The organism is Salegentibacter mishustinae (assembly GCF_002900095.1).
Lineage (GTDB): Bacteria > Bacteroidota > Bacteroidia > Flavobacteriales > Flavobacteriaceae > Salegentibacter > Salegentibacter mishustinae.
In genome coordinates, this window is the sequence record NZ_LLKN01000001.1 from 308527 (window position 1) to 330889 (window position 22363).

The 22363-nt window shown below is 34.4% G+C and carries 23 protein-coding genes and 1 tRNA gene; 8 read left to right on the top strand and 16 right to left on the bottom strand.

Annotation, left to right across the window (positions count from 1 at the left end; all coding sequences use genetic code 11):
- Positions 1-21: 21 nt before the first annotated feature.
- Positions 22-987, top strand: coding sequence for a hypothetical protein (locus APB85_RS01530; RefSeq protein WP_057480394.1), 966 nt, complete (start codon positions 22-24; stop codon positions 985-987).
- Between the two features lie 997 nt (positions 988-1984).
- On the opposite strand, the gene APB85_RS17235 is transcribed toward APB85_RS01530, so the two are convergent.
- Positions 1985-2155 (bottom strand): hypothetical protein, encoded by a 171-nt coding sequence (locus tag APB85_RS17235; protein WP_160319224.1) that lies wholly within the window; start codon positions 2153-2155, stop codon positions 1985-1987.
- Positions 2156-2193: 38 nt separating this feature from the next.
- Here APB85_RS17235 and APB85_RS17240 point away from each other — a divergent pair, with 38 nt between their 5' ends.
- Positions 2194-2334: a hypothetical protein gene (locus APB85_RS17240; RefSeq protein ID WP_160319225.1), complete on the top strand. Its 141-nt coding sequence runs from the start codon at positions 2194-2196 to the stop codon at positions 2332-2334.
- A 408-nt stretch (positions 2335-2742) separates the two neighbouring features.
- Positions 2743-5010 (top strand): hypothetical protein, encoded by a 2268-nt coding sequence (locus APB85_RS01535; protein WP_146035370.1) that lies wholly within the window; start codon positions 2743-2745, stop codon positions 5008-5010.
- A 104-nt stretch (positions 5011-5114) separates the two neighbouring features.
- On the opposite strand, the gene APB85_RS17245 is transcribed toward APB85_RS01535, so the two are convergent.
- The 5 genes from APB85_RS17245 to APB85_RS01555 all read right to left on the bottom strand — a co-directional run bounded on the left by APB85_RS17245 (position 5115) and on the right by APB85_RS01555 (position 8938).
- The gene (locus APB85_RS17245) at positions 5115-5285 is read right to left on the bottom strand and encodes a hypothetical protein (RefSeq protein ID WP_160319226.1); all 171 of its coding nucleotides are present in this window, start codon (positions 5283-5285) and stop codon (positions 5115-5117) included.
- A 183-nt stretch (positions 5286-5468) separates the two neighbouring features.
- On the bottom strand, positions 5469-6425 hold the full coding sequence (locus APB85_RS01540) for a serine hydrolase domain-containing protein (RefSeq protein WP_229792188.1): 957 nt from the start codon (positions 6423-6425) through the stop codon (positions 5469-5471).
- A 300-nt stretch (positions 6426-6725) separates the two neighbouring features.
- Positions 6726-7814 (bottom strand): serine hydrolase domain-containing protein, encoded by a 1089-nt coding sequence (locus APB85_RS01545; RefSeq protein ID WP_057480396.1) that lies wholly within the window; start codon positions 7812-7814, stop codon positions 6726-6728.
- A 150-nt stretch (positions 7815-7964) separates the two neighbouring features.
- A complete protein-coding gene (locus tag APB85_RS01550) occupies positions 7965-8495 on the bottom strand; it encodes a hypothetical protein (protein ID WP_057480397.1) in 531 nt (176 codons plus the stop codon).
- Between the two features lie 176 nt (positions 8496-8671).
- The gene (locus APB85_RS01555; protein WP_057480398.1) at positions 8672-8938 is read right to left on the bottom strand and encodes a hypothetical protein; all 267 of its coding nucleotides are present in this window, start codon (positions 8936-8938) and stop codon (positions 8672-8674) included.
- 144 nt (positions 8939-9082) lie between these two features.
- Between APB85_RS01555 and APB85_RS01560 the strand changes: the two genes are divergently transcribed.
- The 5 genes from APB85_RS01560 to APB85_RS01580 all read left to right on the top strand — a co-directional run bounded on the left by APB85_RS01560 (position 9083) and on the right by APB85_RS01580 (position 13862).
- Complete coding sequence (locus APB85_RS01560; RefSeq protein WP_057480399.1) at positions 9083-9862, top strand: RNA polymerase sigma factor; 780 nt, start codon at positions 9083-9085, stop codon at positions 9860-9862.
- 2 nt (positions 9863-9864) lie between these two features.
- Positions 9865-10962 (top strand): hypothetical protein, encoded by a 1098-nt coding sequence (locus APB85_RS01565; RefSeq protein WP_057480400.1) that lies wholly within the window; start codon positions 9865-9867, stop codon positions 10960-10962.
- 1292 nt (positions 10963-12254) lie between these two features.
- Positions 12255-12650: a BfmA/BtgA family mobilization protein gene (locus APB85_RS01570; RefSeq protein WP_057480401.1), complete on the top strand. Its 396-nt coding sequence runs from the start codon at positions 12255-12257 to the stop codon at positions 12648-12650.
- Positions 12650-13330, top strand: a complete 681-nt coding sequence (locus tag APB85_RS01575) for a hypothetical protein (protein ID WP_057480402.1) — start codon at positions 12650-12652, stop codon at positions 13328-13330. The genes APB85_RS01570 and APB85_RS01575 overlap by 1 nt, the downstream gene beginning before the upstream one ends.
- 169 nt (positions 13331-13499) lie before the next feature.
- Positions 13500-13862 (top strand): hypothetical protein, encoded by a 363-nt coding sequence (locus APB85_RS01580; protein WP_057480403.1) that lies wholly within the window; start codon positions 13500-13502, stop codon positions 13860-13862.
- 426 nt (positions 13863-14288) lie between these two features.
- Here the strand turns inward: APB85_RS01580 and APB85_RS01590 are convergent, their stop codons facing one another.
- The 10 genes from APB85_RS01590 to APB85_RS01635 all read right to left on the bottom strand — a co-directional run bounded on the left by APB85_RS01590 (position 14289) and on the right by APB85_RS01635 (position 22293).
- Positions 14289-14984: a nucleotidyl transferase AbiEii/AbiGii toxin family protein gene (locus tag APB85_RS01590; RefSeq protein WP_057480405.1), complete on the bottom strand. Its 696-nt coding sequence runs from the start codon at positions 14982-14984 to the stop codon at positions 14289-14291.
- On the bottom strand, positions 14978-15490 hold the full coding sequence (locus tag APB85_RS01595) for a hypothetical protein (protein WP_057480406.1): 513 nt from the start codon (positions 15488-15490) through the stop codon (positions 14978-14980). Before APB85_RS01595 ends, APB85_RS01590 begins: the two co-directional genes overlap by 7 nt.
- 408 nt (positions 15491-15898) lie before the next feature.
- On the bottom strand, positions 15899-17137 hold the full coding sequence (locus APB85_RS01600; RefSeq protein ID WP_057480407.1) for a site-specific integrase: 1239 nt from the start codon (positions 17135-17137) through the stop codon (positions 15899-15901).
- A gap of 230 nt (positions 17138-17367) precedes the next feature.
- Positions 17368-17441, bottom strand: a tRNA-Arg gene (locus APB85_RS01605).
- A 141-nt stretch (positions 17442-17582) separates the two neighbouring features.
- Positions 17583-18437, bottom strand: coding sequence for a M57 family metalloprotease (locus APB85_RS01610; protein WP_057480408.1), 855 nt, complete (start codon positions 18435-18437; stop codon positions 17583-17585).
- A gap of 128 nt (positions 18438-18565) precedes the next feature.
- Positions 18566-18835, bottom strand: a complete 270-nt coding sequence (locus tag APB85_RS01615) for an ATP-dependent Clp protease adaptor ClpS (RefSeq protein ID WP_057480409.1) — start codon at positions 18833-18835, stop codon at positions 18566-18568.
- 50 nt (positions 18836-18885) lie between these two features.
- Positions 18886-19719 (bottom strand): 50S ribosomal protein L11 methyltransferase, encoded by an 834-nt coding sequence (gene prmA, locus APB85_RS01620; RefSeq protein ID WP_057480410.1) that lies wholly within the window; start codon positions 19717-19719, stop codon positions 18886-18888.
- A 2-nt stretch (positions 19720-19721) separates the two neighbouring features.
- Positions 19722-20474, bottom strand: a complete 753-nt coding sequence (tpiA, locus tag APB85_RS01625) for a triose-phosphate isomerase (RefSeq protein ID WP_057480411.1) — start codon at positions 20472-20474, stop codon at positions 19722-19724.
- Positions 20475-20614: 140 nt separating this feature from the next.
- Positions 20615-21709, bottom strand: a complete 1095-nt coding sequence (locus APB85_RS01630) for a BT_3928 family protein (RefSeq protein WP_057480412.1) — start codon at positions 21707-21709, stop codon at positions 20615-20617.
- Between the two features lie 38 nt (positions 21710-21747).
- Positions 21748-22293, bottom strand: coding sequence for a DUF1599 domain-containing protein (locus APB85_RS01635; protein ID WP_057480413.1), 546 nt, complete (start codon positions 22291-22293; stop codon positions 21748-21750).
- Between the last annotated feature and the right edge of the window lie 70 nt (positions 22294-22363).

Consider the following 22363-nt stretch of genomic DNA (forward strand, 5'->3'; position numbering starts at 1 on the left):
CAGAGCTAAAATTTATTCCTAATGAAGCTAGATACAATCAGCTTAACAACATCTACTGAATACATCAGAGAGGCAGATAAACATAAGTTTGAACGTAATATTAAAGACAAATCAAATGGACATCAGATGATCTCCCACAGTCTTAATGCAAATGCCTTTGGTATTGGTAACGCATCTATCAACGAGACATTCAACAAAGTAAGTTTAACGCTCAACAGCAAGTTACTTGGCGATAACTACCATCTTGGTATAACACTAGGCACTATAAATCAACTTGTTCATAACCTCAGCAAAGAAGGCTTAGATCTTGACCCTGACTTTGTAAATGAATGCAAACTAAAAAGGATAGATGTTACAGACGACATCCAAATAACAAAGCCTTATTCAGAGTATATAAATTCTTTAAACCATCTGACTGCTCCTAAGTTTACCAAAACAGCTTACAATACCGGAATTGTTTTCAAGGAAAAACTTAAGCATCATAAACTCTATACAACTTTCTATTCAAAAGACTTCCAGCCAAATAACGACAAGCACTTCTTCAAGAAATATCCAGAAGTAATGAAGCACTTTGATAAGACCTTGAGGATGGAAACCAAACTAGGCAAGGGAGGAACTATAAGCAAACACCTTAACTCCGTAATGCTTCCTGAAATCCTTAGTGCTGAATCTCTTAATAAACAAGTGCTTCAAAAAATAATTAGCAAGCAAGATAGCTTTCCTTATCTATACGAGACAGATGAATTTAGCATTGCTGAAGAAAAAGACCTTATCTACACAAAGTATCTCAACGAAGTCTACAATGGTGACAGAGAAGCTATAAAAAAGCACTTAAAACGAAAGTTAGGTAAAAATACCAAAGCAACCTATCAGCTAAACAAGCTGGATAAATACCTCTATATTCTCAACAACTCTAAAGATAACTCCATTAAAAGCAACATTCAGGAGCTAACTTCAAGCTTACAGGAATCAGATAGCGGATATTAAAAGCTAAAAGTTTTAATAGAACATAAGCAAGTTTCGCCCCCATACCACATAAGAAAGAATTTACATTTCCCGGTTAAAATTCTCACACCTCTATACAGTCTCATGCCTATTCTTATATAGGCATTTTCTGTTTTTAAAAAGCCCCACTATAAATAGCAGGGCTTAAACAGAACCCTAAAACTCGACATGAATATTTAGGATTTACAATTATAAGATTATTTCTCTTCTTTACAATAGATCTTAGGGTTCTAATCCTAGTACGATTCGCACCCTCCAATTTTATTTTCTTTCTACTAAAAATATTCTACCAATCTGGCATTATTACTAGCTTACTAAAATATTAATGTTGGTTCTTTGTTTGCGTGCAAGCATTTCAGGATTTTTTACTGACCCAAGCAACCAGACACACATAGAAAAACCTAAAAAAATTAATTGTGGACTATATGTGGACTAAAAAAGAGAGGTTAGAAGAAAATAAAAGCGCAATCTCTTTATTAACAAGTGATTGCGCTTAATATCTGTAGTTGTATTGTGACCTTGCCAGGATTCACCGATTTCTCAAACAGCCTATAAATACTGATAACTTATTTTCTATGTTGACGATTTGTGAACCTAAATTTTGATGCCATTTATATCGTCTTTGCACAAATCTACTAATATTCAGTTGATTACCCATTAAAGTAAAAGAAAAATTGCAGAATTCAGAGTATAATTTGTGAGATGAATTTTCAGAAGAATAAGGCCCCTAATAGCGGTAATACTAGAAAAAGAAACAGTAAAATAGAAAAATCCAAAATTCACAAACTTGCCTGAAAGCTTTATTGAAATAATAAGGCTTACACAAGGACTTTTACAGACGAGGTAAAAGTAAGAAACTAGTACTAATCGCTATATGCTACAAGTTGTTTAAACCAGCAGTCGTAGTGGCAAGGTTAGGTTTGCAGCACCATGAAAATTTTGTATCAAAAGTGGAGTAGTTTGTTCGCGATGAATCATGCTATCTGCTGGTTTTTTCTACCTCATTTATAAAACTTTGAGACCATATATCTACTCCGGTTTTATCCCAATAAAGATATAAAACTTCAATTCCGTTTTCCTTTGCATAACTTTTAATATTGCCTTCCAAAAATTTATTATCAAGTATTCGAGGATTAATTATGGTCATCATCAATCAATTCTGCCCTTGCAGATCAAAAAACGAACATTATGAAAAAAAACAATTTATTCATCAATCTTATTGTCTCTGCTTCTTATCCGCTCTTCGCACAAATTGGCGGCATTGAAGATTCAGTTGCAGACATAGCCGATACTCTTGGGGCTTACTTCATGGGAATTAATATCAGGTAAATAGATTACTTAAAATTATCCTCAGAACTTTTTAATTAAGTTAAAAGTAGTGGATTTATCAGGAAAAGGGTATGCCAGAAAAACGACCTATGTGTGCGGTATACTAAGTATAAATCTTAAAGATCATGCAGCCAGTGAGCATCCCGCAATTTGGGTGGATTTGAGCTGGCAGGATTAGGAGTGCATAACTTATTAAACTCAGAAAATTATCTATTTCTAATTATAGTTATCTGTGGAATTCTATTTTTTAATATTACAATCCTGGTTGGTAAGCTGTGAAAGCAATAAATGGAATTATTGAATTAAAATAAATATCTTTAAATTCACGTGAATTAGCTATACAATTAAAGTATAAATTAATTCATTAGGAATCCGAAACATTACAATATTCGCGCAATGGTAAAAAGTTTGACATTTCTTATCTTACTTTTTTGGAGTAGTTACTCCATTTATTCTCAAGATTCCATAAAGTTTCCGGAAGATCAATTCGCACGCTATTACGAATTACCTAGACCGCTGGTTCATCTGCATTTAAATAAATCAAAATTTTCTTCCCCTGATAAAATTTGGTTTACAGCCTACCTATTTGATCAAACTCAGGGAATACCCTTTGAGTGGGAAAGAACGCTTTATTGCGGACTTTATGATGAGAATGGGAAGCAGATTACCGAGTTTTCTTTTTTATTAGAAAATGGTATAGCTTCTGGAAATATACCTATTATGCAGAATTTGACTCCAGGTATTTACTTCGTTAAAGCGTATACCAATTGGATGAAAAACTTCAAGGAAAGTGTTCCGTTTTCACAAGAAATCGTAGTAGGCTCTCCATCGTTGTCAAAGAAGACTAAAGATCTTGACAGTATAGTAATTACTAGCGAGGCTCAAAATTTAGTTTTAAATACCTCAAATACAATTGGTTTTAAAATAGAAGGATTTAATTCTAAAAGTCACTCGATAAAAGAAGTAAGGCTTGTAGATAAAAATGATAAGGAAACAGAAAGTCCTGTGCTAACTAATGATTATGGTGAGGGTAAATTCACCCTGTTCTATCAGGATAATCAAACTTATACCCTTGAGATTCGTATGGAAAACGGGGATCTTCTTAAGAAAGAACTACCGGCAGCAAATTCTAAAGGAATAACTATGAGAACAAATAACTTTTTAAGGGATAAAGTTGTAATTAATCTTACCACCAATAAAAACTCAATATCGGACAATGAATATTTTTTAGCACTGCATAAAAATGGAGCACTTCACTGGAAGGGATTTAGTATTAGCCAGGAAAATACTTTAATTTCATTTCCCAGGAAAAACCTTAGTCCCGGAATCAATGTAATTACGCTAATGGATAAAGAATTAAATCCGATTGCAGAACGAATGATTTTCAATGAACCTTTAAACCAAACGCCGGAAATGGAATTTGAAAAAATAGAATCGAAAAGCGATAGCATATTTGTAAGTGCTCGCTTTACTAATCTTCCTGTCAATGATTCTGTAAAGTTTAGCATATCCATCGATCCTTCAGACGAGCCCAAGCACGATTTGTCTAATTCTATTATCTCTTCATTCCTTTTTAAACCCTATTCCAAAAGAGAATTACCAAAAGATCCTGATTTTAATTTACAACCTGGACAATTAGACATCACTTTATTTAATAAAGGTTGGAGTACTTTTAGATGGAGTGAGATTCTGAATAATCCTCCAGAAGTGAATTACAAGCTGCAAAACGGAATCAGATTTCAAGGTGAGGTTTTACTTGATAATGAACCTCAGGCGTATAAGGACATTATATTTTTCAAAGATAATATTATGGATTTTTTTATAGTTCAGACTGATTCCCTAGGCAAGTTCAATTCTGAAGAAATTCTATTTAATGATGAAGTATTTAAAGTTTCCATTTTAGAAGAAGACGAAACTTTAATTAAACCCGACTTGTTTATAGCCTTTAATCCATTTGCCCAGAATTCCAATGATTCTTTTCCAACTTTAGATAGTATTTCCAATACAGGTTATCCAGAAAATATTGGTCAAATTCTAAAGGATACGACTACCGAAGAATTAGAGGAAGTATTAATAACAGCTCGGAAGAGCGAAGAAAATCGAATAGCTACCGGAGCGGCGTATGAAAAATTTAAAGTCACTCCTGAATTAGTAAAGCATAATCCTTTAGTAACCGATTTAATTAGAAAAGCGGGATTTAAAGTGCGGAGAAATGGTTATAGTCTCCATATAGGTCCTAAATCTCCATCAAATTCTCCCTATGGTACGCCACCAAAAGTTTATCTTAACGACTTTGAAATATTTGACAATAGTGAACTTATTAATATGCCTTTGAGTAGCATTGATGAAATATACTATGAACATTTAGGGGTAGAAGGTAATAAAGGTGGATCCATCCATATATTTGAAAAAGTTGCAAATAAGGAGAAAGGTGAAAAAAATTTTAAACAAATAGTAGTGACTAATGCTTATAAAAACTCGAAGGATTATCAACAAAAATCCCAGGCTAAGTCAAAATCCAATGCTAATTTTTGGATTCCTCAACTCCTAAGCAATCACGGGGTATTTACTTTTAGTTTTCCTCAACAAGAGGCTAATAGTTACCATCTAAATATTCAAGGCTTTTCAAAAAATGGTCGATTAATATCAATAAAGAAGGAACTTAGAGTAAATTAAGCTTAAGTCGATAATTAAGTCTGGTCCTTTTAGTTAAAATAAGTATTCTACCAAACACTTCGAATAGGCCAAGCGTAGGGTTATTGCAAAAAATTTTAGAATATTCATAAAAAGCCCACATCAATTCCATTCAACTCGGCTAAAGCTTTATCAATTTCTGTGGCTCCAACAAATTGAAATAGTTTACCAAATCCATAGATAAACATTGCTACTACAAGAATCCAACTTTTAGTATTTTCAATTATTTCTAATTGATCTTTTTTACTAAAATTCATTAATACAGAATTTTTTCTCTAGGTTTTAACTAACGGTTATGATTAGCGCAAGTTGCTGGAGTAAGAATGCGGACTTGTCGGTTTAACCATTTTCTTTCCTGGTTTTCTAAATCACAATTTTGACTAAGCCCCCTAGTTGCTATAATCGACTTGTTGTACACTATTTTGTATACTATTAATTATTTAGTTCTCTATATCTTTTCCTGCTAACAATTCTTTAAAGAATTCAGATACCATTGCTTTTCCTGAGTCCATACTCGAATCTACGTTTGATAAAATCGTTATTGTATAATCCGATTCAGGTAAGTAGATTATTTCCCCACTGATTCCATACCATCCTCCGCTATGACCTAAAATAATTTCATCATACCTTTGATCTACATCTATTCCATAACCTAAATGCGTGTTATAACCTTTCAACCTTGGTTCGATCATTAAATCCAAGGTTTTTTTGCCTATTAACTCGTATTTGAAAAGTGCTTTATTAAAATTGAATAAATCTTCGACAGTGGAATAATGGAAACCTCCAGGAGAAGCTTTTGATAAATAGAAAATATTATTCTTTAAGGCTTGGGTTGTATCTCCGGCAAAGGTATAGCCATTGGCTTTATTTTTTATTATTGCTTCAACATCAAAAGCTGAAGTATTTGGCATCTTAGCTTTTTGAAATACATTTTCTTCTAAGTAATCATAATAATTAGAGCTCGTAATCTCTTCAATAATTAATCCCAGTAATACATAACCAGCTGCATCATAATTATATTCCGTACCCGGTTCGGAAAGTAGGGAGTCGTTTACAAATAATGTTACAAAATCCTCTACCTCTTCGAATTCAAATTTACATTTGTCTAAGAAGTTAGTGACATAAAAGTTGGGCAATCCGGCGGTATGAGTTAATAATTGAGATATGTTTACAGAATTTCTAACTTTCTCGTTCGGATAGTCCTTTAAATATTCTCCTATCGGTGTTTCTAAATCAATTTTTCCTTCTTCATACAGTTGAAGAATTGCAACTGCAGTAAATGCTTTTGTTATTGAAGCTATATTAAACTTTGTATCAAATTTATTTTTTACATCTAGTTCTTTACTAGCTAACCCATAAGCTCGTTTCTGGATAATACTATCTCCTTTTGCAACCAATATTGTCCCTGAAAATTCTTCTCCAGTTAAATTGCTTAAAAATGTATCTATTCTTTTATCGACAAAACGATTTTCTTGAGAATAGAAATTTTGAGTTATAACTCAACTAATAGAATAAGAATTGAGAATTTATGATTTTTCATAGTTGATTTTGTATTAATTTGGTATAACGGTTAAGATTGGCAAGTTCCGTGAGTAGGGAGGCGAACTTGTCGGCTTAGTTTATTTGTTCTTGATGTCTAAAATATTCTATACTTTTCAAATTACCCGTTATTTGCGATGAACCGATTCTGTGCCTAGTTATTTTACCTCTAATTTTCTTGAAATCTTGGTTTTGAAAAAATCAGAAACTTCTTGCTGGCCATTGTTGTCGAAATTAGATAAAATGATTACGGTATAATTTGAATCTGAGAAATCCATCCATTCACATCTTATACCATACCAACCTCCGCTATGTCCTATTATTGTTTCTTCATATCTTTTATCGATATCAATTCCATATCCCAGATGCGTATTATAACATTTAACTTTAGGTTTTAGCATTAGTTCTGTAGTTCCTTTATTCAGGAGTCCGTAATTTCTTAAAGTTTTGGAGAACTTAAATAAATCTTCAGCTGTCGAGTAATATCCTGATGCCCCTGAAGCTTTTGATATTAAATAATCATTTTTAGCCAAAGACTTATCTTCACGTAAATAAATAGAATAGCCATCGGCAGTATTATAATTTACACCATCAATTTCTAGGGCTTTTGTTTGATCCATACCTATAGGATCAAAAATACTCTTTTGTAGGTAGTCATAATAATTTTCTCCAGTTACGTTTTGGATGATCAATCCTAATAAAACGAAACCCCCGCCATTGTATTCGTATTTACTTCCTGGCTGAAAGTTTAATGAGTCATTAGCAAATAAAGGTAAGTAATCTTCAAGTTCTCGATATCTATCCTTATTTGATTTTTGGTAATCTTCTCCATAGATGGCCTTTGTTCCAGCAGTATGAGTAAGTAACTGGTGTATAGTAACCGAATCTAAAACTCTTTGGTTTGGATAGTTTTCTATATAATTTCCAATTGGTTTATTTAAATCAACTTTTCCCTGCTCATATAGTTTAAGAATACCAACAGCAGTAAATGATTTTGTAATTGAGGCTATATGGAACTTAGTGCTTTTATCAATTTTGATCTTATTTTCAATATTGGAATATCCGTATGTTCTTTCTTCGAGAATACTGTCATTCTTTCCTACTAAAATTATTCCTGAAAATGTTTCTGGTTTTAATGTATCTAAAAATGATGCAATTTCTGAATCTAGTTTTTTATTATTCTGGGAATATAGGTTATTAGTAATGATGATAGTTATGGAAAATAGGAATAAGATGAAATTACGCATAATTAGAATTTATTATGAAACAATTTGGTTCAACGGCCTCCTATCGCAAGTTGGCGGGATAGGGAACGCGGCATTGTCGGTTTAGACCTGGTTTGTTGGTCAAGATAATTATTTTTTTCTAACGGTGCCGCCTATTTGAGTTATTCGCTGTTAGGTGCTGGCGATTTTAGTTACAAATTCGTTCCAACCTAAAATATCTAATTTGAAACCTTGTTCGTCATCTAATTCTATAAAAATCTTTTTATCACAAAGTAAATTTCTTCCTCTCCAAAATCCTTCATTAATTCTCATTTCATCAACATCTGACCAATATTCATCTTTTGCATTACACAGGTTTGCAATTTGATTAACCACATATTTCATTTCGGATGCTGGAATTAAATTGTCTTTTCTATAAAAACTTACAGATCCAATTTTAATTTTATTTGTTTCTGTTTTTAAAAACTCATCATTTTCTTTTCCAACTTTAAATAGAACAGTATCAAATGCTTTGAGGAAATTTTCTTCTAATGGACTTTCCATATGATATAAATCTATTTCTCCCATTTCTTGAATACCTACTACTTCAGATTTTTCTAAATAATAATCGGTGTTGAAATTTTTAAGTTCCGATTTAATACCTTCACTATTAGTTGAAGATGAATTTGTTTTTTTACTGCCAAATAAATTAAATAGTCCCATATTATTGATTTTTGGTTGTGAATCGCTTGCACCTTACTCGTTATATCTCGATAAATTTACTCCTTTAAGTACAAATATCTCGGGATAAACGCCGGTTTCGCTAAATATAAAATTTTTAAAAAAGGGTATTACGGAAAACCGTTACTTAATGACAATCTTTATTCTAATTAAGGTAACTATTTTTCCATTTCTGAATAAATAACTTTGGTAATCATCTCAGGTTCTATATTTAGCAAATTGGCAAGCCTTACTATCTCACCAAGCGTGAATCTATCGGGGTGACTAAGTTTAACCATATATCTACCATAATTTATACCAAGTGATTTAGCTATTTTGGTTGGATATAATTCCGAAAGCGTATACATCTTCTTAATCCTGCCAGTTTCAAACATCGATCCTATGGAAAGTAATGTTGGGTCTTTATGTTGGTCGTCTTTTGCCATGGGGTTATTTATTTACCCTAAAATGACAACTAATTCATTTATGGTATTGATTAATATACTTATTATAAATTATAATTTGTTTTTTAAATATATTTATTTACTTTTAGTAAGTATTTAAGTACTAATTGTAATTTATAAACTTTTATGTTACAGCGTATTTTTGAATTATTACAACAAGGACATCCAGATGCTATGGAGTTTATCTATGCCAGGTACCATAAGAGTCTCTTTTGGGTTGGAAAAAAAAGGATTGAAGATGAATTTGTTATAGAAACCATCCTGCAGGATACTTTTTTAAAATTATGGGAGAAAAGGGATACGATAGAAAGACCCGAACATATTTATTTTTTCTTACGCTATGTAATGAAGATGCAGTGTACCTATTACTATTGCCGGCCTAAAAATAAGTTTGACAAGAACACCAAGAGATTAGATTTATACGAAAATTATCAGGAATATATGCACGGTTATGATCCAGAAGAGGTGGATTACCATCTGGTAGACCAGGATGCAGACCAAAACGCCTTCGACCGTTTTAAAAGCATCTTCCCATTGCTTAGCGCCCAGAGAAGGCACCTGATAGAACTTTGTTTAAAATATGGCTTTAAGTATAAATTGATTGCCCAGGTAATGGGTACAGGCATCACTCAAACTAGTAACGAGGTTAAAAGAGCTATTGATGATATTAAAAAAATCATCCACAAGGGCAGTACCCTGGAAACAAAACCTAAACCGCATTTAGCTATCAAAATACAAGGAAAAATGACCGAGGAGCAGGAAAAAGTTTTACAGTTACGTACGGAAAAACAGTATTCTTTCGCGGCCATTGCAAATGAACTTAAGCTTTCCCAAAAGGAAGTCCACAAAGAATTTATGGCCGCCTATAAACTGATGCAGCTTAAACACGAACAACAATCAGCTTAGTGATGGAAAAAGAGACGATAAAGCTAACACGAAAAATCCAGCTGTTGGTCGATTTGCCGACCTCAAAAGAGCGAAAGGAAGCCGAGAATAAATTATACCAATGGCAAAATCGTTGTTATAGAGCAGCTAACCTAATTGTTTCGCATCTATATGTACAGGAAATGATTAAAGATTTTTTTTATTTATCTGAGGGAATAAAATATAAACTTGAAGACGAAAAAAAAGATGAGGATGGCATCCTAAATCGTTCCCGGATGAATACAACCTACCGTGTAGTTTCTGATCGCTTTAAAGGAGAAATCCCTACCAATATTTTGAACAGCTTGAACAAAATTTTGTTCAATAAATTCAATAATCAAAAACAGAATTACTGGAAGGGAAAATGTTCACTATTGAATTTTAAAAGGGATATGGCTTTTCCCTTTGATGCCCTAGGGATTCAGAGGTTATCCTTTAATGAAGAAAAAAAAGCATTTTGCTTTCGTTTATTTTCCGTTCCCTTGAAAACCTATTTAGGAGGGGATTATACCGATAAACGACGCTTACTTGAGCGGGTAATAGCGGGAGAAATCAAGCTTTGCGCTTCAAAAGTTCAATTGAAAAATAGGAAAATTTATTTGTTAGCCGTATTTGAAATTGAAAAGGAGAAGCATAACCTGAGACCGGAAGTAATTGCAGAAGCTTCTTTATCGCTGGAATATCCAATTGTGGTGAAATCCGGAAAGGCAAAATTCACTATTGGTACTAAAGAAGAATTTCTATATCGTAGACTGGCCATACAAGCTGCTCGAAAAAGAGCACAGGTAAGTGCCACCTATGCTAAATCAGGTAAAGGGCGTAAAAGAAAAACAAAAGCAGTAGAGAGGTTTCGCGAGAAGGAACGAAATTATGTAAGTAATCGCTTGCATGTATACACCAGAAAATTAATTGACTTTTGTATTAAACACCAGGCGGGTACGCTTATTCTACTGAACCAGGAAGACAAAATCGGAATTGCTAAAGAAGAAGGTTTTGTGCTGAGAAACTGGAGCTATTACGAATTAATGACCAAAATAAAATACAAGGCCGAGAAAAGCGGTATTGAACTTATAACAGATTGAAAATTTAAATTACGAGGGGGCTTGTAAACCCGTAAGGTGAGGTCGAAAATCACACTCACTAAATGCACTTAGCATATACAACTTTGTGCCCTATTATTTTGTATGAAATTAATTTGATACATGGTAGGTGTTCGCTTAACTTTAAATAAAATTTAGATAACTGAAAATTATCATTGTATTCGCATGATAACATTCAGCAATATATTTCCATACCCGTTCAGCCCATTCCCCTGCATTTCGCAAAAGCTTCATTCCGGGAAAAGCGCTTCTCTATTAAGGTCTTGGACACCATCGAATAAATTGCGACTTCCATTACGCTAACCCGATGAAAGATCGGATCGCTCCATTCCATTCGAAATTTTTCGATGAAGTCCGCCCGGTTGAGGTCCAAATCATAGTTTTTCTTTCCCAACAAAATAGTGGTGTTTCCTGTTCCATATTCAAAATCATCCTTACGCCCCTCCCCTTTTTAAGATGCAAAAAACAACATCCTTTCCTGGACAGCGGCATAAAGCCGATTCGGCTTTGCCTACTCTTTTTATACGCTTTACCACGCCAGGATGTTGTAAAATAAACGCATCGAAAAAAGGTAATGGGAAGGCACTATAGGAAGTAAATCTACAAGGAAGCGATAGACTCAGCTGAAAACCTTAAAAAGCTTTGATCGAGTCTGTTATTAAAATTCAAAAAAAGGAAAATGCTCGGGATATAATAAGTAAATCTATTTAAAATGTCAATTCAATAAATGGGTGATGTAATCCAAAATTAGATAAGATTTTATTGAAGTCAACAGTGGAAATTTTTGAATGGTTTTTAATCTACGTATTCAAAAATCTGCGTTTTGAAAATTCTTGAATTGAAGCAAATCGGAATTTTTACCTCAAATTAAATCAAAATACATCAAATCAAACGAAAATTTCATTTTCAAAAACAACCCGGAAATAGTATTTTAAAGTGTTGATTTTCTGATTAATATCAAGACAGGAATTCTTCGGTTTTGACTTTCGCTAAATAATAAAATGCTTCGAAAAGGAATAGGATTTTTCTTGATTCCTTTTTTAAAAAGCAGTTGGTGCAAACCAACATGTATGAAAAATTTTGTCCCGCCTGCGGGACGAAATCGAATAGCAAGAGGGTAACACGCTACGCGATGTTAAGCACTCCTTTTCATTTTTAATCAACTGTAAATCAGTTGTTTAAAATTAATTTAAATTCCTGATTTTAAGCAATTTGCGACAAATGCCCAGCCAGGGCCCATTTTTAGGGAAGAATTTGCGACAAATCGGCGAATTATGGACTCATTTATCGGCATCAGGTTCAAAAAAGAAACAGCAAAACGTTTTCAGGAATTTTCAAGAACACACTTCAAATCACACACCGAAGCTCTGGAAACAATGCTCGACTTTTTCTTCTATAATGAGATTTCTCCCCACGAAAGATTGGGCCCGACCGGGAGGACTATTGAAGCTTCTTTTAAGAAACGTATCAATGCGGTTATTGCCATTATGCGTGATATGGAAAAAACCCAAACCAAACCTACAGCGGCGATGATCGCCTCCCTTTTCCAAAGCGAAGCACCACCTCCAAAGAAACCACTCATCCGGGAAAAGAAAATCTTCCGAGAGAAAAAGGAAGATATTTCTAACTTGGAAGAAGATGGTTTCCGCCATAGCAAAAATCCAACATAATGAAAGAAGTCAATTACATTAGTCACCTAAACGGGGTATTTCGAAGATTTTCCGATGACAATAAAATTTCATCCTCACACCGCAGCTTATACCTGGCTTTTTTTGAATTATGGAACCAAAAGCGTTATCCTATAACCATTATTCTTAACAGTAAACAGGTGATGGCACTAGCCAAAATACGTTCCAGAACGACCTACCACAAATTACTTCTGGATCTAACAAATTGGGGATATCTTCAATACCATCCCTCCACTAGTCCACAAATAGGATCCCTCGTGGAGATGTCCAGATTTGATACACACCCTGATCAAAAAATGGCCAGGACTTATCCAGTTTCTGAACAGGTACCTGTCCAAAAATTGGTATCTTTTAATAAACATAAGAGTAAACATATAATAAACTCTTTTATAAACACTTGTCCAAAAAATGAACAAGAGGTTATTGAGTTTTTCAGAGAAGAAAAAAGAAGTTCCTTGGAAGCTAAAAAATTCTATAATTTTTATGAATCCATAGTTTGGAAATTAAATGGTAAAAATCCAATCACAAATTGGCATGCTTGTGCACGAAGCTGGATATTAAAAGCTGACGAAATAAAAAAAGGTCTAAAGTCTAATTCACCGTCCCATTATCGGGATAACTTGTATACTAGTAAGAATAAAACTATGGAGAGCCGTTATTGATTTAAAATTGAATTAAATTCAAAATTTAATCCAATTTATTTTTACGTTTATCCTCTTTTTTATTTTACTTAGTTAACGAAAACAACTTGGGTACAGTTTTAACTGCAATACTGCTTTCGCGCAGTTATATAATGCTAGTAAAGGTGAACAGTACTAATTAAAATTAATTATGAGTTTAGATGTTCAATTAATTAGAAAAGTATATTTAAGTTACGATGAAGGTAAAACGTATATTGAGAAAGAAGAAGAATTGTATTGGTCCAATATCACTCACAACTTAAATAAAATGGCAGCGAAAGCTGACATTTATCAAGCATTATGGCGACCTGAAGAAATTAATTCGACCAAAGCAAAAAATATTATGAAATTACTTGAAAAAGGATTGAAGAATCTAAAATCAAGACCTGAATATTTTGAGCAATTCAACTCGAGTAACGGATGGGGTTTATATGAGAACTTTGTGCCATTCGTTGAAAATTATCTGAAAGCATGTAAAGAATTTCCCAACGCTGATATTTATGTTTGTAGGTAATCTTGCTTCAATCAAAAAGTAAAAAACAACAAATTGCTTTCTTAAAGAAAGCACAAAACAAGTATAATTGCTTTTTACAGAAAGCAATTATGGAAAATTTACTATTAGAATTTCAGTCAAAAATTGCAAAGATACCCTTAGCAATACAGCGTTATCTTAGATCAAATCGATTTAGACAACATTCTCACTGCACCGGAATAGAGTTCTTTACCCTCACTGTCAAAGGACAAAATGTTTGGAACAAATAATTGAGGTACTGCTTTTTCATAAAATTATGAACTTCATGAGCGCCATCTAACCAACTTATAGAAGGTCTTATTGGCGTTTTAGCTTCCCCAATTACTACCGGAACCTGCAGCCTCGTCTTTATTCAGATTCACACCACTTAGTTGATGGACTATATAATATTCTACGCTATTAAACTCGTTAAATGCCATTGGTTAGTTCTTTTATTTCTTCCATAATTCGATCGAAGCGAATTTGTTGATCTTCATGATATAGGTTTGCGATGATTGCTTCCTGCATATTTGCCTTTTCCTGTATAGCAGCAAACTGTTCCTTCAAGTACTCTTGAACCTCCGGATCGGAAGCCGAAATTTGTTTTTTAAAATTAGAAGTGTAGTTTAGGAGATAAACAATATCTTCAAAATCATGACTCATTCGAGGATCATTTCCTCCTCGACCTTCAAAAGCTGCAAACTTAGTTGCTAAAAAATAAGGCAATGTAAGAATCCTGATTGGCACCTTTTCGACTTCTATAGTTATTGAGTTTTCAAATCCCGATTCAAACCAGGGATTTGCCGGAGCCCACCCCACCTCGGTAGTAGACATTACGTCCACTTTAATTTCTTTTAACCTGAATCTACAAATAACGTCGTCCTCTGCAGATTGTACAAAACCTTTATTTTCAAGTGCCACACGTAGTTTTTCGAGCTCTCCAACATTTGCAATCTCTAAAGTAATATCAATGTCTTTTGTTGGCCTTACATCCTCAGCTGCCGTATCGTCTATATATAGACTTACCATGGCACCACCTACATAAACTACATCTTTATTCAGTTCTCCTAGCGCGACTGCAACCTTACTGGTGGCTTTGCGATTTATTATAGTATTTTTTAGCATAGACCGTTTTCCAATTCTACAATAGCGAGATTTTTTTCACGGGCTCTTCCAACTCTTAGTACATCGCAAAGAGACATTAGCTCATAAAACTTCTTGTCTTTTAAACAAGCTTCGGGAACGTTAGGGTGTAATGGCTCAATTGATTGCCCTCTTAAGTCACCTTTACCATATGGCCATACATAAGCCTCCTGACTTTCAATAACTTCATTTAATGGTGGTGCCGAATGTGCCGTTGCTACTCCTCGTACCAATGCCCCAGGTTGTTGAGGATAAACATGTGGTAATCCATATTGAAGAAAATCCAGAATAGCCGTTTTCATTAATCGTTTTTTGTCCGGAAAAATTAAGCCCGCAATTACCGATCTATTAATACTTTCACTAATTTCACTTCCACTTATACCAAGCTCATATGAGAGATCTTTCATATACCAACTTCTATCCTGCTTTGCTGCTATTTTAAGAAGTATCACTATATCGTGCGGTCTCATTCCGCTATGTTTCTTCATGGCCCTGCTATTTAATTATTACCAAAAATAGCAATTATTTCTCAATTCGCGATTCGCGAATCGCGAATTACGGTATGTTATTCATTTAATTCACAGTAAGAGTGGTGTCATTTACCATTCCTGGTGTACGGATATCATCGAGAAATAGTTTTTTCATATATTCTGATTTATAGCATTTTAAAGGAATTAAAAAACGGATAGACAAAGACATCAAAAACAAAAAAGCCTTGAAAATAAATCGATTAACAAGGCTTTAAACACTTGACCTTGAACTAGTCACTTAAAATAATATCTATTCCGAGGATTTTAAGAACACCACCACTTTCATTATCCCAATTTTCGATGTAGGAAAAGCCTTAAGAACAGAATTGGTCAAATGCCTACTATCAGATTTTATTTAATCTCTAATTAAATATTAGGCTTCCAATTTCTAAGCTTCCGACTAAGTTCAGACATATCCTGACTTAATTTATCTTCAAGGACTCGCGCATATATTTGGGTTGTTGCTATTTTCGTATGCCCCAAAAGCTTAGAGACAGTTTCTATAGGTACTCCATTGGAAAGCGTAACAGTAGTAGCAAAAGTATGTCTGGCCATATGGAAGGTTAAATTCTTCTTGATATCACAGAGATCAGCGACTTCTTTTAAATAAAGATTAACCTTAACATTGGTTATAACTGGCAAAAGACTTTGGCTTATTTCTGTCATTGGATGATCCTCATACTTTTCGAGTATCTCTAGAGCTTTATCCAGTAAAGGTATCTTAACTTTGGCTTTAGTCTTATTTCTTGAAGTGAAAAGCCACTTCTGGCCGTCCAGACCATTCCTAACATGGTCCTTGGTTAAATCATTCATATCTGTAAAACTAATTCCTGTATAACAGCTAAAAACAAATAAATCCCTCACCCTATCCAAACGGTCATTATGAAAATTAAAATCCTCGATTTGTATTAACTCACTAAGATTTAAAAAGTCTCGTTCCTTTTTTTGAAAAGTAGGTTTCCAGCGTATAAACGGATCCTTTTCAACCCATTCCAAATGAAAAGCAAGAGTTACTATTTTACGAAGTCTCTGTAAATGCTTCATTACCGTGTTATGACTCATGGCATTCACATGGCCCTTTGGCCAGTAGTTAAAAAGGAAATTCGCAAAGTCATTGATAAACTTATAATTAAGTTCGTTTAGATAAATAGTGGTCGTCTTAAGTTCTTCGTTTAAGAATTTACTTACATATTTCTCTGTAACACCGAAATTACGGATGGTTCCTTTGGTAAGCGTTTTCTCAATCTTTTGCTTGTGATACTCTAAAATATCTAACAAGGTTTTATCTCTAGGCCCTTCCCCTAAAAAATTTGATTTAAGAAGGTCTGCGGTTACTTTTTTATTCTGAAACCTTAAGTCCTGGTAATGCTGGAAAATCTTTGTTCTGGTCTCCGAAATGAGGTTATTAGCCTCCCTAGCTTGTTTAGAATTACCATCGACACGTTGTGTCGAAGGATCCCAAAGATCGAATGGAACTTTAGATTTTAAACTAATGTTTACTCTACGGCTATCTAGAGAAATTCGAACGTAGAGATTTGCTTGATTGTTTTTCACTCTGGAAGCATACACCCAGAATAAGATGGAAAATGTTTTAGAAGTACGCATAGGTATCGTCTTTAAATTAATATTCAGTTAAAAGACGAAAGTAAAATCCACAAAAAATTTAAGCTACTGGTAATCAAACTGTCAACATGTTGACTGGGTAATTTTTTATGTTGACGATTTGTTAGATAATAAATATAATAAAAGTCATTCTAACAAAAGCTCTAAAAAACATAAAACCCTGTAAATCATAGAATTTACAGGGTTTTGATATCATTTGAATTCTCTAAAAGTGACCTTGCCAGGATTCAAACCTGGAACCTCCTGAGCCGTAATCAGGTGCGCTATTCAGTTGCGCCACAAGGCCATTAATTCATTGCTTTTCCTAAGCGGTTAAGCGGCTGCAAATATATTACTATTTTTATAATTTGAAAAATAATTACACTTTTTTATATAAAAAAAGACCTCTTTATCAGAGGTCCTCCATCAGTTCAGAAATTATTAGTTGTTAATAAAGGTAATCCAGAGCTACTACATCATTTTCACCAAATTCACCATCTTCATTAGCGCTGAAACAAGAAAGCATAATAGAATCTGGATCTAATCTAAAGGGTGTACCAGGAATGTGTACTGCCCCACTAGGATTAGCTAGCTCACCAAAACTTGGTCTTCCACAGCTTTGTCTGGTAAACCAATCGGTATGGCGCAGTCCTAAAGTATGCCCAATTTCGTGAGCCATTACGTGAGTATTGGTTCCGAGGCTAAACTGTTCCATCCCTGAAAAGATTTGAACAAATCCGTAAGGATTACCTCGAGATGGAAATCCTGCCACCCCTCCTGCGTTACCATTCGGATTTTGGAATACTAAGATATCAGCTGCAGCTTGATTAGTACTAAATTCCAGGGTAAAAGTAAGTCCTATATTTAATTCGTTATAGTTATCTACGGCAGCTTGCAAAGCATCTCTTTGCTTCTGTGTAAGATTCTGTCCAAAGCCTGTGCCTGTCCACCCAACAATATTAATAGTTCTAGGTGCGCTTACCAAGTTATAGGTTCTATACTGCTTACTTGTAATATTTCCGGGTTGCATTGCATCAAGTTGCTCAGCATCAATAGCGATATCTCCCTCAATAATAAAAGTTTGCTTTTTGGTACCATCAGGAAGTAAAAATTCAGAAATTTCTACGTTCTCGGTATTAAGATTTAGAGCTTCTAATTTAGCAAGAACTGCTTTGGAAACTTTATCCTGACTTATGGCTTCTGCCTCTGCGTCTGGAGTGGTGGTTTCTACATCCTCTTGTTGACAGGAAACACTCACAAGACTTACAGTAAAAATAGCTAGTAATAGTTTTTTAAATTTCATAATTTATAGTTTAAGTTTAATCTGAACTGATTTACTACTTAAACTTAATTATATTATGAATACCATTAACAATACCTTAATTAAAAAATTAAATATTTAATATAAATGTAATATTTTTCTTATCGTGCTTAAACTATCTCTGCACTTAATCCTTCTTCTAATAATTTTGAACATCTGGGCTTTAATTCATCAAAAGAACCGGTTTTAACCGTGCACTTTCCTTTATAATGCACCAGAATAGCACATTGTTCTGCCTGCACAGAAGTATGCTCGCAGGCATAGATTAAAGTTTCTATTACGTGATCAAACGTATTGTAATCGTCATTATAAAGTACGATCTCATTCTCCTTCTGCGTGGTGGTCTTCACCTCTTCTAATACTTCTTCTTTAGTACTCATCTTCATTTACAATTTTAAAACCTCAAAGATACAAATTATCTATAAAATGCTTATGCTGAAAACTTTACAGCCACCCAATTACTTCTTTCAAAGTGCTCTATATAAGTTAGGCCAAGTTTTGTACAGGCTTCTTTAATTACCGGAATATCTTCCTCATAAAATCCGCTTAAAAAAAGATCTCCGCCCTTATTAAGACAGTCTAAATAAATAGGGAGATCTCTAAGCAAAATGTTCCTGTTAATATTAGCAAGAATCATATCATACTTTTTATCCTGCAATAATTCGGCTCCACCCTCTTCTACATTAATATTATCGCAATCATTTCTGCCTACATTTTCCAAGGTATTTTGGTAACACCAATTATCAATATCAATGGCGTCAACAAACTTCGCCCCTTTTAAACTTGCCAGGATGGCTAAAACACCGGTGCCGCAACCCATATCAAGTACAGCTTTATCGTTCCAGTCATTTTTCAAAATATGCTGAATCATCATGTGAGTGGTGGCGTGATGCCCGGTACCAAAGGACATTTTTGGTTCGATTACGATATCATATTCTACATCGGGCTCGGGATGAAATGGCGCTCGCACACTGCAAATATCGTCTACCATAATGGGACTGAAATTCTTTTCCCATTCTTCATTCCAATTCACCTGCTCTATTTCTCCTTTGGAATAGGTGATTTCAAAATCTTCTGATTGTAAAATATGAACCCCTGCCAGGAGATCATCTTCGTATTCCTCGGCAGGGATATAGGCTGTAATGCCATCTTCTTCTTCCACAAAACTCTCAAACCCTAAATAGCCCAGCTCTGCTACAAGAATTTCCGAGGCAGGCTGCAGCGGTTCTATTTTAAATTTGAATTCGAGATAGTTTGAAGACATAATTAAAAGGCATTTATAATTTCAACAAAATCTACCGCTTTAAGACTGGCTCCACCAATAAGGCCGCCGTCTACATCTTCTTTAGCAAAGATCTCTTTAGCGTTCGCTGGCTTTACACTTCCTCCATAAAGGATAGAAACATTTTGTGCAATTTCATCATTAAATTTTTCTGAAATATTCCTTCTAATAAAAGCGTGCATTTCCTGCGCTTGCTCTGGCGAGGCAGTTTCCCCGGTTCCAATTGCCCAAACCGGCTCGTATGCTAAGATCACATTTTTCCAGTCAGCTTCTGAAATTTGATACAAACTCTCCTCCAGTTGTTTCGCAACAAGGTCAAAATGCTTATCACTTTTTCTATCGGCTAGTTCTTCTCCAAAGCAGAAAATAATTTTCATCTCGCTTTTTAGCGCTGAATTTACTTTTTCGGCAAGAATCTCGTTGGTTTCTCCAAAATGAGCACGACGTTCACTATGTCCTAGAATAACCGTATCTACACCTATACTTTTAAGCATTTTTGCTGAAACTTCTCCAGTATAAGCTCCATTCTCTGCCTGATGCATATTTTGCGCCACCACCTGTACAGGAGTATCTTTTAAACCTTGAAAAGCTGAGTATAGATTAGTAAAAGCCGGCGCCACCATAACTTCGGCTTCAGGCTCTTTTACCAATTGCATTTTTAAATGTGAAAGCAACTCCTGCGTTTCAGCAAGATCGTTGTTCATTTTCCAGTTTCCGGCTACTATCTTTTTTCTCATAATTTCTTAGTTGATTTTAATTATTTCCGCGGAAAAAAATCCGCTCTCCTACAAATATATCGATAAGAATAAACATAGCTGCGCCCAAGCCTACTGAAGATTGGCTTTTTACCAATATTTTAAAAAATCTTAAGAATGATTTACAATTTTATATCACTTGCATCAAACCAATGCTTTTTCTGGGTAATTGTGGCATTTTTTAAGACCAGAAGTCCCGGATTAGATCTCACTATTGTTTGTAAGGTCTTTTTATCTACCAGGTAAAACTTGAAATCCAAGTTGAATTTTTCAAGTATTTTCTGCTGGTCTTTATCATTTGAAGCTGTAAGACCAACCACATCATAACCCTTTTCTTTTGCTTGACGGGCAAGTTCCTGTATGGCTTTAAAACCTTCCTGTTCAGTATGCGGTAAATCGTAAGCTACGACCATAAAAAGCTTTTCGGCATTAAGAATTTCATCGGTAATATTCTCGCCATCCACTTCTATCTGAAAATCCTGAATTGGCGGTACATAACCTTCCTCGATCATGGTAGTTTCCACACCAACAAATTCACCTTCCTGGTTAGGATAAGTACCATCTGTAGTTACTTTTACTTCTTCGCCGTTTTGGTTAAAAGTCCACTCATATTCATAGACTGCTTTTTGATCGTCTTCAGGCACCTGCATTAATTCTTCAATATTATTTCCAATTTTATAAGCCCTAAAATCAAAAACCGGCAAATGCATCAATACGTGGTAGCAAAACCAAAAACAAAGCATAAAGGATAAAAAGATGATCCAACGATGTGAAATAGGATTAAAAACGGGAGTGATCAATTTTCGGTTGAAAAAGAGTATCAATATAAAAATTAGCAGAATAACGTCCTTAATAAACGACTGCCAGGGCGTTAACGGAATCGCATCACCAAAGCATCCGCAATCTGTAACCTTGTTGAAATAAGCCGAATAAAAGGTAAGAAACGTGAAGAAAACGATCATTAAAAGTAAGCTCCAAACCGTGAATTTAGGCAGGTAACCAATTAGAAGCATAATTCCCACCACCAGTTCAAACACCACTAAAACTATAGCGATTACCAGTGAAAATGGAATCAGAACATCAAGCCCTAAAACCTCCGGACTAAAATATTCCTGTAGTTTATAAGAAAATCCCAGTGGATCGTTGAGTTTTATAAATCCTGAAAAAATAAATAATACTCCAACCAGTATCCTGGAAATTCCTACTAATAATTTCATGCTCCTATAATTATAAAATGCTTTTGTTTTTTGAAAAGTTATGCTTCTTCTTCACTCATTAGAATCATTGCGAAAATGGAATAATTTATCATATCCTGGTAATTCGCATCAATCCCTTCGCTCACTAAGGTTTGCCCTTTATTATCTTCAATTTGCTTAACGCGTAATAATTTTTGAATTATAAGATCGGTCAAAGAACTTACCCGCATATCTCGCCAGGCCTCGCCATAATCGTGATTTTTATTCATCATTAAGGCTTTGGTTTCTGCAATGTTTTCATCATAAAGCTCTGCAGCTTCTTCCACCCCAAGATCGGGCTGGTCAACAACGCCTTTCTTTAACTGAATTAAAGCCATGATCGAGTAATTGATAATTCCTATAAATTCAGATTTCTCGTCCTCATCTACCTTTCTCACTCCATTTTCCTGAAGTTTTCTTATGCGCTGGGCTTTTATAAAAATTTGATCGGTAAGTGACGGAAGCCTAAGAATTCTCCAGGCACTTCCGTAATCTTTCATCTTGTTAATAAACAGGCTGCGGCAGGTAGCCACCACCGCGTCATACTGTTTTGAGGTATTCTGCATAAAAGAGATCTAATTTGCGTAAATTTCGTGCAAATATTTCAGATACTAAAACCGCATTTTATAATTTCTG